This window comes from Kitasatospora sp. NPDC051170, assembly GCF_044455705.1.
In the GTDB taxonomy this organism is placed as follows: Bacteria; Actinomycetota; Actinomycetes; order Streptomycetales; family Streptomycetaceae; genus Kitasatospora.
The window spans coordinates 252047-266761 of record NZ_JBITFA010000013.1 but is presented as its reverse complement, the minus strand read 5'-3'; the positions used below and the strand labels follow the sequence as shown (position 1 = coordinate 266761).

Here is a 14715-nt window from a genome sequence, read left to right as displayed (position 1 = left end):
GCCCGGTTACATTCCGAACCCGGAAGCTAAGCCTCATAGCGCCGATGGTACTGCAGGGGGGACCCTGTGGGAGAGTAGGACGCCGCCGAACAATTCTTCTGAAAAGCCCCTGATCCACAAGGATCAGGGGCTTTTCGCATTTCCCCTGACGTATCGTCGGTGCATGGACGATCAGACAGCGGTCATTGCGAACAACGTGCTCCGCCCCGAGCAGCGCGACGGTGCCCTGCGGGTTCTGGCGGAGGCCCAGGAGCTCGACGGCCGTGCGGCCGTGTCCGAACAGGGCCGGCTCCGGTTGCGGAACAGCGATCAAGGCCGCCCGGGCGTCATCCACCTCCTCGAGAGCAGCGGCGGCGAGACGGTTCTCGGCTACGGCCAGCTGGAGGTCCCGGAGACCCCGTCCGCCAATCCCTCGGCCGAGCTGGTGATCGACCCGGCCGCCCGCGGGCTCGGCCTGGGCCGCCCGCTGGTGGAGGCGGTCCTCGAGCAGGCCCACCGTGAGGGCCGGGACGCCGTGGACTTCTGGGTGCACGGCGGTCACCCGGCTGCCCGGCACCTGGCGCAGGCGTACGGGGCCGAGCTGGTCCGCGAGCTGCGGCAGATGCGCCGGCGCGGTCCGCAGACCGAGGCGGTGGCCGTCCCGGAGGGCATCGAGCTGCGGACCTTCCGTCCGGGGGAGGACGACGCCGAGTGGCTGCGGCTCAACGCCCTGGCCTTCGCCCACCACCCGGAGCAGGGTGCCTGGACGCAGCAGGACCTGGCGGACCGGCTCGCCGAGCCGTGGTTCGACCCGGCCGGCTTCTTCCTCGCCACCCGGGAGGGCAAGGTCGTCGGGTTCCACTGGACCAAGGTGCACCCGGCCACCGCCACCGAGCCCGCACTCGGCGAGGTGTACGTCGTCGGGGTGGACCCGGCCGAGCAGGGCAGTGGCCTCGGCCGCGCGCTCACCGCCGCGGGACTGCGTCACCTCACCGGTTCGGGCGAGGGCGAGCGCGGACTGGGGACGGTCCTCCTCTACGTCGACGCGGACAACCCGGCCGCCGTCCGGGTCTACGAGCGACTGGGCTTCACCATCCACGAGGTGGACCTCATGTACCGGGCCCGGTACCGGGGCGGCCGACCGGCCTGACCCTCCCGGCCCGGCCCGGCCCGGCCCGCCGAGCGAGTGACGGACAGGACAGCACAGGGCAGCGCAGGACAACACAGGGCAACACAGGGCAGCACAGGGCGAGCGGTCGGACGAGGTCGAAGGGCGTCGGAGGACCGCGACACCCCTTGCTCCGACCGACTCAGCTTTCCTCCTGGCCATGCGGTGTTTACCGTGGATTCAATTGCTGCCGCGAAGATCACAGGATGAAGTCCGTAGTGTCTCGCTCGTGCAGAGTCGACCGCGATTCGTCGGCCGGTCCTGTACGTACGGCGCCCGGCGGGTGGGCGCTGGCCCCGGGTACGGCCCGGAGCGAGGACGACGGCCCGCAGAGCCACACGCGTCCGGACGTAGTCCTGTTGCTGGAGGAGCTGGAACCGATGAGCATCCCCCGCCCCGTCTCTGCCCCGCTGTCGCCGCCGGCGCGGATGTCCAGTCCGCTGGGGAATCCGCCGGAGCTGCCGGCCACGGACGAGTTGGAGTTCGAGCCCCTGCCGCAGGGACGTTTCCTCGATCGTGAGCGCAGTTGGCTCGCCTTCAACGAGCGGGTCCTGGAGCTTGCCGAGGACCCGGAGATCCCGCTGCTGGAGCGGGCCAAGTTCCTCGCGATCTTCGCGAGCAACCTGGACGAGTTCTTCATGGTCCGGGTGGCCGGCCTCAAGCGCCGCATCGCGACGGGCGTCGCCCAGCGCAGCGCGTCCGGCCTCCAGCCCCGTGAGGTGCTGGACCAGATCTGGACGCGCTCGCGCGAGCTGATGGCCCGCCACGCCGCCGCGTTCCAGCAGGAGGTGCTGCCGGACCTCGCCGCCCAGGGCATCGACCTGGTCCGCTGGCCGGAGCTGGCCGAGAAGGAGCAGGCCCGGCTGCACACGCTGTTCCGGCAGAAGATCTTCCCGGTCCTGACACCGCTGGCCGTCGACCCGGCGCACCCCTTCCCGTACATATCGGGGCTCTCCCTGAACCTGGCCGTGGTGGTGCGCAACCCGGTGTCCGGGCACAAGCACTTCGCCAGGGTGAAGGTGCCGCAGTCGCTGGCCCGCTTCCTGGAGGCCTCGCCCCAGCGGTTCGTCCCGCTGGAGGACGTGATGGGCGCGCACCTGGAGGAGCTCTTCCCGGGGATGGAGGTGCTGGCCCACCACGCCTTCCGCGTCACCCGCAACGAGGACCTGGAGGTGGAGGAGGACGACACCGAGAACATCCTCAAGGCCCTGGAGAAGGAGCTGATGCGGCGGCGCTTCGGCCCGCCGGTCCGCCTCGAGGTCGAGGAGTCGATCGACCCCTACATCCTGGACCTGCTGGTGCGGGAGCTGAACATCACCGAGGCGGAGGTCTTCCCCCTGCCCGGGCCGCTGGACCTCACCGGGCTGTTCGGCATCGCCGACCAGGACCGCCCGGAGCTGCGGTTCCCGAAGTTCGTGGCCGGTACGGCCCGTGGGCTGACCGACGTCGAGTCGGCCTCCCAGCCGGACATCTTCGTCGCGATGCGCGAGCGGGACGTCCTGCTGCACCACCCGTACGACAGCTTCTCCACCTCGGTGCAGGCGTTCCTGGAGCAGGCCGCCGCCGACCCGGACGTGCTGGCGATCAAGCAGACGCTGTACCGCACCTCCGGCGACTCGCCGATCGTGGACGCGCTGATCGACGCGGCCGAGTCGGGCAAGCAGGTGCTGGTCCTGGTCGAGATCAAGGCGCGCTTCGACGAGCAGGCCAACATCAAGTGGGCCCGCAAGCTCGAGGAGTCCGGCTGCCACGTCGTCTACGGCCTGGTCGGGCTGAAGACGCACTGCAAGCTGTCGCTGGTGGTCCGCCAGGAGGGCGACACCCTGCGGCGCTACTCGCACGTCGGCACCGGCAACTACCACCCGAAGACCGCCCGGCTGTACGAGGACATCGGTCTGCTCACCTCCGACCCGCAGGTCGGCGCGGACCTCTCGGACCTCTTCAACCGGCTCTCCGGCTACTCCCGCCGCGAGTCCTACCGCCGCCTGCTGACCGCTCCGCGCAGCCTGCGCGACGGTCTGGTCTCCCGCATCCACAACGAGATCGCCCACCACCGCGCGGGCCGTCCGGCGTACGTGAAGCTCAAGGTCAACTCGATCGTCGACGAGGCCGTGATCGACGCGCTCTACCGGGCCTCGCAGGCCGGGGTGCCGGTGGACGTCTGGGTGCGCGGGATCTGCGCGGTCCGCCCGGGGGTGCCGGGGCTGAGCGAGAACATCAGGGTGCGCAGCATCCTGGGCCGCTTCCTGGAGCACTCGCGGATCTTCGTGTTCGGCAACAACGGCGATCCGGAGGTCTGGATCGGCAGCGCCGACATGATGCACCGCAACCTGGACCGCCGGATCGAGGCGCTGCTGCGGATCACCGATCCGGCGCACCGCGCCGAGCTGTCCGGGCTGATCGACCTCGGGGTGTCGGACGAGACCGAGTCCTGGCACCTGGGGCCGGACGGCGCGTGGACGCGCCACTCGCAGGACGCCGAGGGCAGGTCGCTACGGCACGTCCAGGACCTCTTGATCGACTCGCGCCAGCGCCGCCGGGCCGCCACCCCGCGCTGACGCGACCACTGATGCGAAGCCGCCGGGGGAAGGGGACTCCCTCCGGCGGTCGGCCACCAGCCTCGGGGAAGGGCCCGGGGGAACGGGGATTTACCACGCCATGACCGATGCGCCGATGACGGCCCAGGCGGCCTCCACCGCGACCGCAGGGGACATCCTTTCCCTCCGGCTCACCTCCCAGGCCGGCGCGTTCCTGCGCGCCCTGCCGCTGGCGGTCGGCGAGGTCGGGGCCAGACCGGGCTCGGCCTCGGCCGTGCCGGCGGCCGGCACGGCCGATCTGCTGCGGTGCGTCCGCAGGATCGGCGGGCTGCTGCACACCTTCGGCACCGTCTTCGACCAGACCTGGGCGCAGGAGACGCGCACGGAGCTGCGCTGGCTGCTGAACCTGCTGGCGCTGGAGCCGGGGTACGTGCGCCGCTCGGCCCGGCTGCTCGGCGCGCTGGACTCGCTGAGCGGCACCGACCCGGAGGGCACCGGCATGCTGGCCGGTCACGCGGGCGCCCCCAAGGCGCGGGCGCTGCTGGACCGGCAACTGACCCTGGCCCGGACGCGGGCGCACTCGACGGTCCTGCAGGACCTGCGCTCGGCCCGGCTGCACGCCCTGGCCGACCGGATGACCCTGCTGGTCGGGGAGGCGCCGCTGCTGGAGTCGGCGGGCGGCCGGGCCTCGGCGGTGCTGCTGCCGCAGGCGGCCGCGGCGTTCACTGCGCTGGCGGCGAGCGCCCAGCAGCTGCCGCTCCAGCGGGCGGCGACGCCGTACGGCGGGGACGGGCTGCGCCGGCTGGGCCCGGTGCCGCAGGCGCGGGGTGCGACGGACGCGGACACGGCCCTGGCGGCCGACGACGCGCCCTGGGCGCGGCTGCGCATCCTGGTGAAGCGGGCCCGGTACGCGCTGGAGGTGTGCGGCCGCCCGTCCGGGGAGCTGAACGAGCTGGACGCGGTGCTGGGCCACCACCAGGAGGCCGCGGACGCGGCGGTGACGGCGGCGACGGCGGCGCGTACGCCCCGGATCACCCCGGCGACGGCGTACGTGCTGGGCGTGGTGCACGCCGACCAGCGGCTGGAGGTGGAGTCGGCGCGGTACGCCTTCGGCCGCCGCTGGCCCGAGCTGCCGCCGGGCCTGGACGGCTGGCTGGAGATCCCGCCGGCCGAGGGCTGGGGGCACGCCCCCTCCCCGCGGACGGCCTGAGGTGCGCCGGCCCCGGACGGCCGAACCGCGGGGTGCCGCGCGGCCCGTGGACGTCTCCGAGGCCGGGACCGGTCGCGGCCGGGTGATCCTGGCGGCGGGCGCGGTGTTGTGGCTGCCCGGCCGTCCGAAGAAGAGCGGCCGGCTGGGGCGGCCGCGGATCGCGGTGATCCACCGTCCGAAGTACGACGACTGGAGCCTTCCCAAGGGCAAGCTCGACCCGGGGGAGGGCGTGGTCGAGGCGGCGCTGCGCGAGGTCCGGGAGGAGACCGGCTTCCACTGCCGGCTGGGCGCGGAGCTGCCGGCCCAGCACTACCTGGCGCAGGGCCGTCCGAAGGAGGTCCGGTACTGGGCGGCGGTGCCGGCCTCGGGGGAGTTCCGTCCGAACCGGGAGGTGGACCGGCTGGAGTGGCTGCCGGCGGGGAAGGCCCGTGCGCGGCTGACGCACGAGCGTGACCGGTTGCTGGTCGACGCGCTGCTGGTGATGCTGGGGGCGAGGCCGGTGCGGACGGACGGGGAGGCGCCGGTGAAGGAACGGTGGAAGTGATCCACCTGCGCCCATGCCGTGACGCAACCGTTACTACCTGACGTAGTTTCCTGTCATCCCTCCGAGGTTCACTCCCCGTTCACTTGCGACCGGCTGTCGTGTCACTTCCCCGGCCTAGTTTCGGGAATGCCGACGGGCCGAACGGGCCCCGGACCACAGCAAAACCCGCGCTCCTCCGTGCACCGCACGATCTGCGCGACGGGCAATGCCACAGAAAGGGACACCCCTGTGAAGCTCCAGCGGAACGGCCGCTCCAAGGCCCTCGCCATCGGTGCCATGGCGCTTGTCAGCTCGCTGTCGCTCGCCGCCTGCGGCTCGGACGACAACGGCACCGGCGGCACGTCCGGTTCCAGCTCGGCCGCGGCTGGCTCCTCGATCAAGTGTGGCAAGGCCGGCAACCTGCTCGGCGCCGGTTCCAGCGCCCAGGCCACCGCGGTCGACGTCTGGAAGACGAACTTCGCCGCGGCCTGCTCCGGCAGCACCGTGAACTACCAGGCCCCCGGCTCCGGCGCGGGCATCCAGCAGTTCAACCAGGGCAAGGTCACCTTCGCCGGTTCCGACTCGGCCCTCAAGCCGGCCGAGGTCGACGCGAGCAAGGCCGTCTGCACCGGTGGCCAGGGCATCGACCTGCCGATGGCCGGCGGTCTGATCTCGCTGGTCTTCAACGTCGAGGGCGTGGACAGCCTCGTCCTGGACGCCCCGACCGCCGCGAAGATCTTCGACACGCAGATCACCAAGTGGAACGACCCGGCGATCGTCGCGCTGAACCCGAGCGCCAAGCTGCCGGACGCGGAGATCCAGACCTTCCACCGGTCCGAGGACTCGGGCACCACCGAGAACCTGACCAAGTACTTCGCCGCCGCCGGCAACGGCGCCTGGTCCTACCCGGCCTCCAAGGCGTGGGCGGGCAAGAACGGCCAGTCGGCCACCGGCAGCGCCGGTGTCGCGGCCCAGGTCAAGCAGGTCAAGAACTCGATCAGCTACGTCGAGCTGGCCTACGCCCAGACGAACAACCTCAAGAGCGCCGCCCTCAACACCGGCGCCTCCAAGCCGGTCGAGGCCACCGCCGCCAACGCCGCCAACACCTTCGCCAAGGCGAAGATCGCCGGCACCGGCAGCGACCTGGCGCTCAAGCTCGACTACGCGACCAAGGACGAGGGCTCCTACCCGCTGGTCCTGGTCACCTACGAGATCGTCTGCGACAAGGGCAACAAGGCCGAGACCCTCGACACCCTGAAGTCCTTCCTGACCTACACCATCAGCGACGCGGGCCAGAAGGCCGCCGGTGAGAAGGGCTACGTCCCGCTCCCCAAGGAGCTGACGGACAAGGTCAACGGGATCATCCCGACCCTGGCCTGATCCGAGGGGACCACCGGTGGGTCGGCCCCGTAACGAGGGGGGCCGGGGCCGCCCCACCGGATCGCACCGAACCCAGCACCAACGTCCGGGGCACCGCCGCCATGGTGCCGACCCCCTTCCGGGGCGGCACCACCAGACCGGAGTAGACCAATGACTTCATCCTCCCCTGCCGCCCCGCGAGGCAGGGAACGCCGACCGCGTGACAGCCGGGTCGGCGACAAGATCTTCATGAACCTCGCCCGGGGATCGGGCATCTTCCTCCTCGTCATCATGGGCGCCATCGCCGCGTTCCTGACCTGGCGCTCGGTGCTCGCGCTGAGCAACAACGAGGGCAACTTCCTCACCACCTTCGAGTGGACGCCGGACGCCCCGAAGCCGGTCTTCGGCATCGCCGTCCTGGTGGTCGGCACCCTGGTCAGCGCGATCATCGCGATGGCGATCGCGGTGCCGGTGGCCATCGGGATCGCGCTGTTCATCTCGCACTACGCCCCGCGCCGGATCGCCCAGCCGTTCGCCTACCTGGTCGACCTGCTCGCCGCCGTCCCCAGCATCGTCTACGGCCTCTGGGGCGCGCTCTTCCTGGTGCCGCACATGGACGGCCTGACCAGCTGGCTCAACGAGTACCTGGGCTGGACGTACATCTTCGACCAGACCCGGACCGGCACCCCGCGCAACCTGTTCACGGTCGGCATCCTGCTGGCCATCATGGTCCTGCCGATCATCACCGCGGTCTCCCGCGAGGTGTTCCGCCAGGTCCCGCGGATGCACGAGGAGGCGGCGCTCGCGCTCGGCGCGACCCGCTGGGAGATGATCCGCACCGCGGTGCTGCCCTTCGGCCGCCCCGGCATCATCTCGGCCTCGATGCTCGGCCTCGGCCGTGCGCTCGGCGAGACCATCGCGGTCGCGGTGGTGCTCTCCTCCAGCAGCGTCCTGTCGCTGCACATCCTGGACGCCGGCGGCGGCACCTTCGCCCAGAACATCGCGCTCAAGTTCTCCGAGGCCGGCGACAACGGCCGCAACGCGCTGATGGCCTCCGGCCTCGTCCTGTTCGTGATCACCCTGCTGGTGAACGGTGCCGCGCGACTGATCATCGCCCGCCGCAAGGAGTACTCGGGGGCCAACGCATGACCGTCACCGCCGCCGTCGAGGACGCCCGTCCTCTCGGCAACGCCCTGAGCGCCAACCGGCTGCCCAAGTGGGCCCCGGCCGCCGTCGCCGCCGGCTCGATCGCCCTCGGGTGCGGGATCGGCGCGGTCGCCGGCCTGGAGAGCCACCTGCAGTGGGGCCTGATCTCGGCCCTCCTGTTCCTGCTCATCAGCTACCTGCTCTCGGCCCAGGTCGAGGGCCGGCGCCAGGCCAAGGACCGGTTCGCCACCTCCATCGTGTGGGTCGCCTTCATCCTGGCCGTGGTCCCGCTGGTCGCGCTGACCGTCTACACGATCCAGCAGGGCATCGGCGTGGTGAACGGGGACTTCCTGAGCCACTCGATGAAGGGCGTGCTCCAGTCCGGGCCCGGCGGTGGCATCTACCACGCGCTGCTCGGCACCCTGCAGCAGGTCGGCCTGGCCACCGCGATGGCCGCCCCGATCGGTCTGCTGACCGCCGTCTACCTGGTCGAGTACGGCCGCGGCGGGCTCGCCAAGGCCGTCACCTTCTTCGTCGACGTCATGACGGGCATCCCGTCCATCGTCGCGGGCCTGTTCATCCTCTCGCTCTGGAACATCGCGCTGGGCTTCAGCTACTCCGGGTTCTCGGGCAGCCTCGCCCTGGCGATCCTGATGATGCCGGTCGTGGTCCGCTCCACCGAGGAAATGCTCAAGCTGGTCCCGAACGAGCTGCGCGAAGCCTCGTACGCCCTCGGCGTGCCGCGCTGGAAGACCATCCTGCGGATCGTCCTCCCGACCGCGGTCGGTGGCATCACCACCGGCGTGATGCTCGCGGTCGCCCGCATCACGGGTGAGACCGCCCCGGTGATGATGCTGGTGTTCGGCGCCGACGTCATCAACAGCAACCCGTTCGACGGACCCCAGCAGTCCCTGCCGATGTACATCTGGATGCAGTACTCCCAGGTCAACAACGACTTCGGCTACGCCCGCGCCTGGGGCGCCGCGCTGGTGCTGATCGCCTTCGTGATGGGGCTCAACCTCATCGCCCGAGGCATCGCACGCTGGCGCTCGCCCAAGGGCGGACACTGAGCGACCGACTGACGACGAGACAGACGAGAGAAGCAACGATCATGGCCAAGCGCATCGACGTCAGCGGGCTGTCCGCCTTCTACGGCTCCACCAAGGCCATCGAGGACATCTCGATGAGCATCGAACCCCGCTCGGTGACCGCCTTCATCGGCCCGTCCGGCTGCGGCAAGTCCACCTTCCTGCGCACCCTGAACCGGATGCACGAGGTGATCCCCGGCGCCCGGGTCGAGGGCAAGGTCCTCCTGGACGACGAGAACCTCTACGCCGCCAACGTCGACCCCGTCGCGGTGCGCCGCGCGGTCGGCATGGTCTTCCAGCGCCCGAACCCGTTCCCGACCATGTCGATCTACGACAACGTGGTCGCGGGCCTGCGCCTGGCGGGCGTCAGGAAGAAGGCCGTCCTCGACGAGGTCGTGGAGCGCTCGCTCAAGGGCGCCAACCTCTGGAAGGAGGTCCACACCCGGCTGAACAAGCCGGGCGCCGGCCTCTCCGGCGGTCAGCAGCAGCGCCTGTGCATCGCCCGCGCCATCGCGGTCGAGCCGCAGGTCCTGCTGATGGACGAGCCCTGCTCGGCGCTCGACCCGATCTCCACCCTCGCCATCGAGGACCTGATCGGCGAGCTGAAGTCGCAGTTCACGATCGTCATCGTGACGCACAACATGCAGCAGGCGGCCCGCGTCAGCGACCGCACCGCCTTCTTCAACCTGGCGGGCGTCGGCCAGCCGGGCAAGCTGATCGAGCTGGACGACACCCAGCGGATCTTCTCCAACCCCTCCGTCCAGGCGACCGAGGACTACATCTCCGGCCGCTTCGGCTGAGCCGGTACCCGAACTGCTCCACGGTGCTGCATGGCGGTGCCGCCGGGGAGCACGAGAAGGGCCCGCCCCCGAGAAGTGGGGGCGGGCCCTGTCTGTTGTTCCGCGCTGCTGTTCCGTGCGGTCGTCCCGTGCGGTCGTTCCCCGGTCCGTCAGCCCCAGAAGAGGTGGACGAACCAGTACATCAGCGCCGCGACGACCGCGGCCGCCGGCATGGTGACGAACCAGCCGAGGACGATGTTCTTGGCGACGCCCCAGCGCACCGCGCGGATGCGCTTGGTGGCGCCCGCGCCCATGATCGCCGCGGTGATCACGTGGGTGGTGGAGATCGGCGCTTTGAAGACGAACGAGGTGATGTACATGACCGCCGAGGCCGTCGCCTCGGCGGCGAAGCCCTGCGGCGGGTCCAGCTCGATGATCTTGCGGCCGAGGGTCCGCATGATCCGCCAGCCGCCCGCGTAGGTGCCCAGCGAGAGCATCGTCGCGCAGGAGATCTTCACCCAGACGGGGATGTCCCCGGTGGACTGGTGGCCCGAGATGGTGAGCGCCAGGACCACGATGCCCATGGTCTTCTGCGCGTCCTGCAGACCGTGGGCCAGCGCCATCGCGGCGGCCGAGGCGGTCTGGGCGACCCGGAAGTTGCGCTTGGCGCGGTGCGGGTTGGCCCGGCGGAAGATCCACAGGATCGCCAGCATCACCAGGAAGCCGCCGATCAGGCCGACCACCGGCGAGACGATCATCGGGATGACGATCTTGTCGAGGACCCCGCTCCAGATCACGTCGATCCCGCCGGCCATCGCCGCGCCCACCATGCCGCCGAACAGCGCGTGCGAGGAGGAGGACGGGAGACCGAAGTACCAGGTGACCAGGTTCCAGGCGATCGCGCCGACCAGGGCGGAGAAGAGGACCGCCATCCCCTGGTTGCCGGTCGGCGTCTCGATGATCCCCTTGGAGACGGTGTGCGCCACCCCGCTGCCCAGGAAGGCGCCCGCCAGGTTCATCACGGCGGCCATCGCGAGCGCGGCCCTGGGCGTGAGCGCCCGTGTGGAGACCGAGGTGGCGATCGCGTTCGCCGAGTCGTGGAAGCCGTTGGTGTAGGTGAAGAAGAACGCAACGCCGATGACGGCGATGAGTGCTGCCATGTCCACGAGGGTCAGGACTCCTTGACGGCGATGGTCTCCACCGTGTTGGCGACGTGCTCGAACGCGTCCGCCGCCTCCTCAAGGACGTCCACGATCTGCTTGAGCTTGAGGACCTCGATGGCGTCGTACTGACCCGAGAACAGGTGGGCGAGCAGCTTGCGGTGGATCTGGTCGGCCTGGTTCTCCAGCCGGTTGACCTCGATCCAGTACTCGGTGAGGTTCGACATGCTGCGCAGGTTCGGCATCGCCTCGGCCGTGAGCTCGGCTGCCCGCGCGAGCACCTCGATCTGCTGCTCGACGCCCTTCGGCAGGGCCTGGATGTCGTAGAGGACGACCAGGTCGACGGCCTCCTCCATGAAGTCCATGACGTCGTCCAGCGACGAGGCCAGGCTGTAGATGTCCTCGCGGTCGAACGGCGTGATGAAGGAGGAGTTCAGCTGGTGGAACACCGCATGGGTGGTGTCGTCCCCGGCGTGTTCGGCGGCGCGCATGCGCTCGACGATCTCCGCGCGGGCCGACACGTCTGATCCCAGCAGTTCCAGCAGGAGCTTCGATCCGACGACGAGGTTCTCCGCGGCCGCGGCGAACATGTCGTAGAAGCTCGTCTCCTTCGGGGTCAGGCTAAAACGCACGGAAATCTCCGATGTGCGGGGTAGGGACTGAACGATGCTAGGTGCAACCAAGCGCGATCACGCAAACGGGGTGGTGGGACAGGGAGCCGGAACCTCCTGTTCCGTAACGCCGCCGCGGCGGTGGTTCGGGGCCGCACACCGGTGTGCGGACGGGAGCCCCAGTCTGACGGAAGCTCGCACGGATTGTCCCCGTCGTCGGCCCAGAAGACGGGGGCGCCGCTCATACGGCGCAACCGCTCCGCCGCCTGGCACGTGCCGGGTCGGCCGGCGGAACACCACGCGCCGTCCGGGTGTTGGACACTGGAGGCCGACGCAGCCACCAGGCACTCATGACGAAGGCGGGCCGATGACCACGACGCAAGCGCGCACCGAGCCGGACCACGCGCACGGGAGCGACCCGCACGCCGAACAGATCCCCGCCGCCACCGGGCACCACGGCCCGCACGGCTACAGCGGTCAGAAGGACGCCCACCTCAAGCGGCTGCGCCGGATCGAGGGCCAGATCCGGGGCCTCCAGCGCATGGTCGACGAGGACGTCTACTGCATCGACGTGCTCACCCAGGTCTCCGCCAGCACCAAGGCGCTGCAGTCCTTCGCGCTCTCCCTGCTGGAGGAGCACCTGCGGCACTGCGTGGCCGCCGCCGCCGAGGAGGGCGGCGCGGAGCTGGACGCCAAGGTCGCCGAGGCCACGGCCGCGATCAGCCGGCTGCTGCGCAGCTGAACCGCGCCCCCCGGCTTCGGAAACCCGGTCAGGACGACGGCGGGTCGGCCCCGTGACCGTTGGCCTCGCCGGCCGGCTCCGGGGCCGGCCGGGGCACCACCCGGTCGAGCAGCACCTCGTCGATCCGCTCGGTCGGCAGCCGGTCGCCGGGGCTGGCCGTCGCGGCGATCATCAGCTCGCCGGCCAGCTCGATCTCGTCGAGGGCCGCGTCGTCGTGGCCGCCGCTGCGGTCACCCGTGGACGACACCACCTGCACCACCCCTTCAGCGCCTCGCCAGCCCGGGCGGCAGCCACCCGACGTCCAGCCTAGGCACTCCGGGGCCCGTCCACATGGCACGGACGGGCCATCTGTGCGCCGCCGAAACGGGTGGCCGCCGCTCCCCGCACGGCCACCCGCACCGGGGCCGCCTACTTCGGGCTCTCCGAGGGCTTCATCTGGTAGATGTCCGAGGCCGGCGGCTCGGCCGCCTCCACGGGCTTGCCGAAGTCGCTCAACGAGGTCGTCGACGTCACCTTCACCTGGTCCTTGGCCTCCTTCGACCCGGCCACCCCGGCGAAGGTGAACACCTCGACCACCTTGCGCAGCCGCCCCTGGTCGTCCAGCCAGGCGTCGTAGGGGACCTCCTTCACGGTGAAGGTCTGCCCGCCCATCCGCAGACCGTCCCCGCCCCGGCCGCCGGTCGCGTCCGCCGCCTTCGCCAGGTCCAGCGTCCCCCGGTAGTGGTGCAGGGCCACCCCGTCCACCGTCTCGGTGCCCACCGCGTCGGCCTTCTGCGCACCGCGCAGCGCCCCCGCCGCCGAGGCCGGGTCGGTGGCGCCGCTGCTCACCAGGTTGCCGTCCGGCAGCTGGCGCACGTCCAGCTTCACCCACTTGCCCTCGGGCACCTTGGCGCCGCTGTTCTGCAGGTAGACGGTGCCCGGCAGGACCACCTCGACGATCTTCCCGGTGGTCGCCGCTCCCGGCGGCACCTGCACCTCCAGCCGGCCGACCCGCTTCACGTAGTCGTAGCCGCCCGTCCCGCTGAACGAGGCCTTCTTCTCCGCGGACTCCGTGACCAGCTCCGAGGCGGTGTGCGCCGAACCCGTGCGGCCGGTGATGTCGGCCGCGCTGCGCACCGCGGTGAGCGGATCGGCCGCCAGCTTGTCGGGGGCGCTCGACCGCTGGTCGGAGGAGCCGCTCCCGGAGCCGCCCGAGCAGCCCGCGGCGCCCACGGCCAGTGCGGCGACGAGCAGGGCGGCCCCGGCCGCCGGACGCAGGTGCGGCAGCCGGCGGCCCGCCGGCCACGCGGTGCGCTGCTGGTCGGTCATCTTCATCCTCGCGACAACCCCCTCGGACCCGACTGCCCCGCGGGCCGGCCCGGGACGGGCGGCACCGGAAGGGCAGAGCTCTTTCCGGGCAAACGAGTTGGGAGCCGAAGGGTTACGGGCCGGCCCCGACCCGGTGCGTCGCGCTCGGGGCCTCCGGCGCGTTACGGTGAACCACGTGCACAGTGAGCTGCCGGCCGCACCCGGCACCACCCGGATGCCCGACCACCGCATCGCGATCAGCGAGCGTGGCTCCTTCGCCTTCGCCACCTGCAGCTGCGGCTGGTACGCACCGGCCCGCCGCTCCCGCGACCTCGCCCGCCGCGAGGGTGCCGGGCACCTGGCCGAGTCCGGCGGCGGGGAGATCGACTGACCCCGTCACGCCGCGAGGTCGGACTCCGGCGGCTGGTCCTCGGAGCGCACCGCTCCGCGGCCGCGCCGCCGTCCGCGCTGCGCCGCCCCGCGGGGAGCCCGGGCGCCCCGCTCCGGCGCCCGGACGAGCGGGGCGAGGGCCGTACGGGTCAGCGCGTGGCAGAAGGGGACGAGCACGGCCATCGCGATCGGCGCCAGCAGCAGCACCACGGCCACGGCCAGCGCGAAGCCGCCGATCACGTCCGTCGGGTAGTGCACGCCCATGAACATCCGGCAGAAGCCCTGCAGCAGGGCCAGGCCCCCGGCGATCCAGCCGAGCCTGCGGTTCACCAGGAACAGCGCCACCGCGACGCCCATGGTCATGGTCGAGTGGTCGCTGACGAAGGAGTGGGTACCGGCCTTGCCCTCCACCAGCACCAGCAGCCCGGGGTGGTCGACGAACGGGCGCGGGCGGTTCACGATCGCGGCGATCGGCAGGTTCGCGAGCTCGGCGATCGCCACCGACAGCGGCACCCACAGCAGCCCGGCCACCGCCACCGGCGCGTCCGGGCGGCGCCTGGCCTGCAGCCAGGCCGTCAGACCGAGGGCGGCCAGGCCGATCAGGATGCCGTACTCGCCGATCCACGAGACCAGGTGGTCCAGCCACCGGGGGGCGCGTTGGGCCAGCCCGTTGACGGCGTAGAGCAGTTCGAGGTCGGGGTTGGTCGTGTCGGCAAGCGGCGTCGACACGCCGCAC

General features: G+C 71.3%; 15 protein-coding genes and 1 rRNA gene. 11 read left to right on the top strand and 5 right to left on the bottom strand.

Translation table 11 applies throughout. The features are described 5' to 3' along the window. The 9 genes from rrf to pstB form a co-directional block, all read left to right on the top strand. A 5S ribosomal RNA gene (rrf, locus tag ACIBCA_RS26680) occupies positions 1-91 on the top strand; the annotation flags it as partial. Between the two features lie 72 nt (positions 92-163). Continuing rightward, the gene (gene mshD, locus ACIBCA_RS26675; protein ID WP_396285524.1) at positions 164-1129 is read left to right on the top strand and encodes a mycothiol synthase; all 966 of its coding nucleotides are present in this window, start codon (positions 164-166) and stop codon (positions 1127-1129) included. Between the two features lie 398 nt (positions 1130-1527). Then, positions 1528-3705: an RNA degradosome polyphosphate kinase gene (locus ACIBCA_RS26670; RefSeq protein WP_396285523.1), complete on the top strand. Its 2178-nt coding sequence runs from the start codon at positions 1528-1530 to the stop codon at positions 3703-3705. Positions 3706-3805: 100 nt separating this feature from the next. Further along, the gene (locus tag ACIBCA_RS26665) at positions 3806-4894 is read left to right on the top strand and encodes a CHAD domain-containing protein (RefSeq protein ID WP_396285522.1); all 1089 of its coding nucleotides are present in this window, start codon (positions 3806-3808) and stop codon (positions 4892-4894) included. Positions 4895-4940: 46 nt separating this feature from the next. After that, positions 4941-5438, top strand: a complete 498-nt coding sequence (locus tag ACIBCA_RS26660) for an NUDIX hydrolase (RefSeq protein ID WP_396285521.1) — start codon at positions 4941-4943, stop codon at positions 5436-5438. 228 nt (positions 5439-5666) lie between these two features. Further along, positions 5667-6797: a phosphate ABC transporter substrate-binding protein PstS gene (gene pstS, locus ACIBCA_RS26655; RefSeq protein WP_396285520.1), complete on the top strand. Its 1131-nt coding sequence runs from the start codon at positions 5667-5669 to the stop codon at positions 6795-6797. Between the two features lie 150 nt (positions 6798-6947). After that, complete coding sequence (pstC, locus tag ACIBCA_RS26650) at positions 6948-7925, top strand: phosphate ABC transporter permease subunit PstC (protein WP_396285519.1); 978 nt, start codon at positions 6948-6950, stop codon at positions 7923-7925. Further along, positions 7922-8992, top strand: coding sequence for a phosphate ABC transporter permease PstA (gene pstA / locus ACIBCA_RS26645; RefSeq protein ID WP_396285518.1), 1071 nt, complete (start codon positions 7922-7924; stop codon positions 8990-8992). The genes pstC and pstA overlap by 4 nt, the downstream gene beginning before the upstream one ends. A 41-nt stretch (positions 8993-9033) precedes the next feature. Beyond that, complete coding sequence (pstB, locus tag ACIBCA_RS26640) at positions 9034-9810, top strand: phosphate ABC transporter ATP-binding protein PstB (protein WP_396285517.1); 777 nt, start codon at positions 9034-9036, stop codon at positions 9808-9810. Positions 9811-9959: 149 nt separating this feature from the next. On the opposite strand, the gene ACIBCA_RS26635 is transcribed toward pstB, so the two are convergent. Then, positions 9960-10955 carry an anion permease gene (locus ACIBCA_RS26635; RefSeq protein ID WP_396285516.1) on the bottom strand — a complete coding sequence of 332 codons (996 nt, stop codon included), beginning with the start codon at positions 10953-10955 and terminating at the stop codon, positions 9960-9962. Positions 10956-10960: 5 nt separating this feature from the next. Further along, positions 10961-11581 carry a DUF47 domain-containing protein gene (locus ACIBCA_RS26630; protein ID WP_396285515.1) on the bottom strand — a complete coding sequence of 207 codons (621 nt, stop codon included), beginning with the start codon at positions 11579-11581 and terminating at the stop codon, positions 10961-10963. A 346-nt stretch (positions 11582-11927) separates the two neighbouring features. On the opposite strand from ACIBCA_RS26630, the gene ACIBCA_RS26625 reads away from it, so the two are divergent. After that, on the top strand, positions 11928-12302 hold the full coding sequence (locus ACIBCA_RS26625; RefSeq protein ID WP_396285514.1) for a metal-sensitive transcriptional regulator: 375 nt from the start codon (positions 11928-11930) through the stop codon (positions 12300-12302). A gap of 28 nt (positions 12303-12330) precedes the next feature. Here the strand turns inward: ACIBCA_RS26625 and ACIBCA_RS26620 are convergent, their stop codons facing one another. Together ACIBCA_RS26620 and ACIBCA_RS26615 are read right to left on the bottom strand one after the other, a co-directional pair. Continuing rightward, positions 12331-12552, bottom strand: coding sequence for a hypothetical protein (locus tag ACIBCA_RS26620; RefSeq protein WP_396285513.1), 222 nt, complete (start codon positions 12550-12552; stop codon positions 12331-12333). A gap of 158 nt (positions 12553-12710) precedes the next feature. Then, on the bottom strand, positions 12711-13610 hold the full coding sequence (locus ACIBCA_RS26615) for a hypothetical protein (RefSeq protein WP_396285512.1): 900 nt from the start codon (positions 13608-13610) through the stop codon (positions 12711-12713). A 175-nt stretch (positions 13611-13785) separates the two neighbouring features. On the opposite strand from ACIBCA_RS26615, the gene ACIBCA_RS26610 reads away from it, so the two are divergent. Continuing rightward, entirely contained in the window at positions 13786-13980 is a 195-nt protein-coding gene (locus tag ACIBCA_RS26610; protein WP_396285511.1) for a hypothetical protein, read from the top strand. A gap of 5 nt (positions 13981-13985) precedes the next feature. Here ACIBCA_RS26610 and ACIBCA_RS26605 read toward each other — a convergent pair whose 3' ends face one another. Beyond that, positions 13986-14708, bottom strand: a complete 723-nt coding sequence (locus tag ACIBCA_RS26605; RefSeq protein WP_396285510.1) for a phosphatase PAP2 family protein — start codon at positions 14706-14708, stop codon at positions 13986-13988. Between the last annotated feature and the right edge of the window lie 7 nt (positions 14709-14715).

Bases quoted from the DNA above. Each gene is read 5' to 3' on its own strand.
- mshD (WP_396285524.1), top strand. From the start codon at position 164: ATGGACGATCAGACAGCGGTCATTGCGAACAACGTGCTCCGCCCCGAG.
- ACIBCA_RS26670 (WP_396285523.1), top strand. From the start codon at position 1,528: ATGAGCATCCCCCGCCCCGTCTCTGCCCCGCTGTCGCCGCCGGCGCGG.
- ACIBCA_RS26665 (WP_396285522.1), top strand. From the start codon at position 3,806: ATGACCGATGCGCCGATGACGGCCCAGGCGGCCTCCACCGCGACCGCA.
- pstC (WP_396285519.1), top strand. From the start codon at position 6,948: ATGACTTCATCCTCCCCTGCCGCCCCGCGAGGCAGGGAACGCCGACCG.
- pstA (WP_396285518.1), top strand. From the start codon at position 7,922: ATGACCGTCACCGCCGCCGTCGAGGACGCCCGTCCTCTCGGCAACGCC.
- pstB (WP_396285517.1), top strand. From the start codon at position 9,034: ATGGCCAAGCGCATCGACGTCAGCGGGCTGTCCGCCTTCTACGGCTCC.
- ACIBCA_RS26625 (WP_396285514.1), top strand. From the start codon at position 11,928: ATGACCACGACGCAAGCGCGCACCGAGCCGGACCACGCGCACGGGAGC.
- ACIBCA_RS26615 (WP_396285512.1), bottom strand. From the start codon at position 13,610: ATGACCGACCAGCAGCGCACCGCGTGGCCGGCGGGCCGCCGGCTGCCG.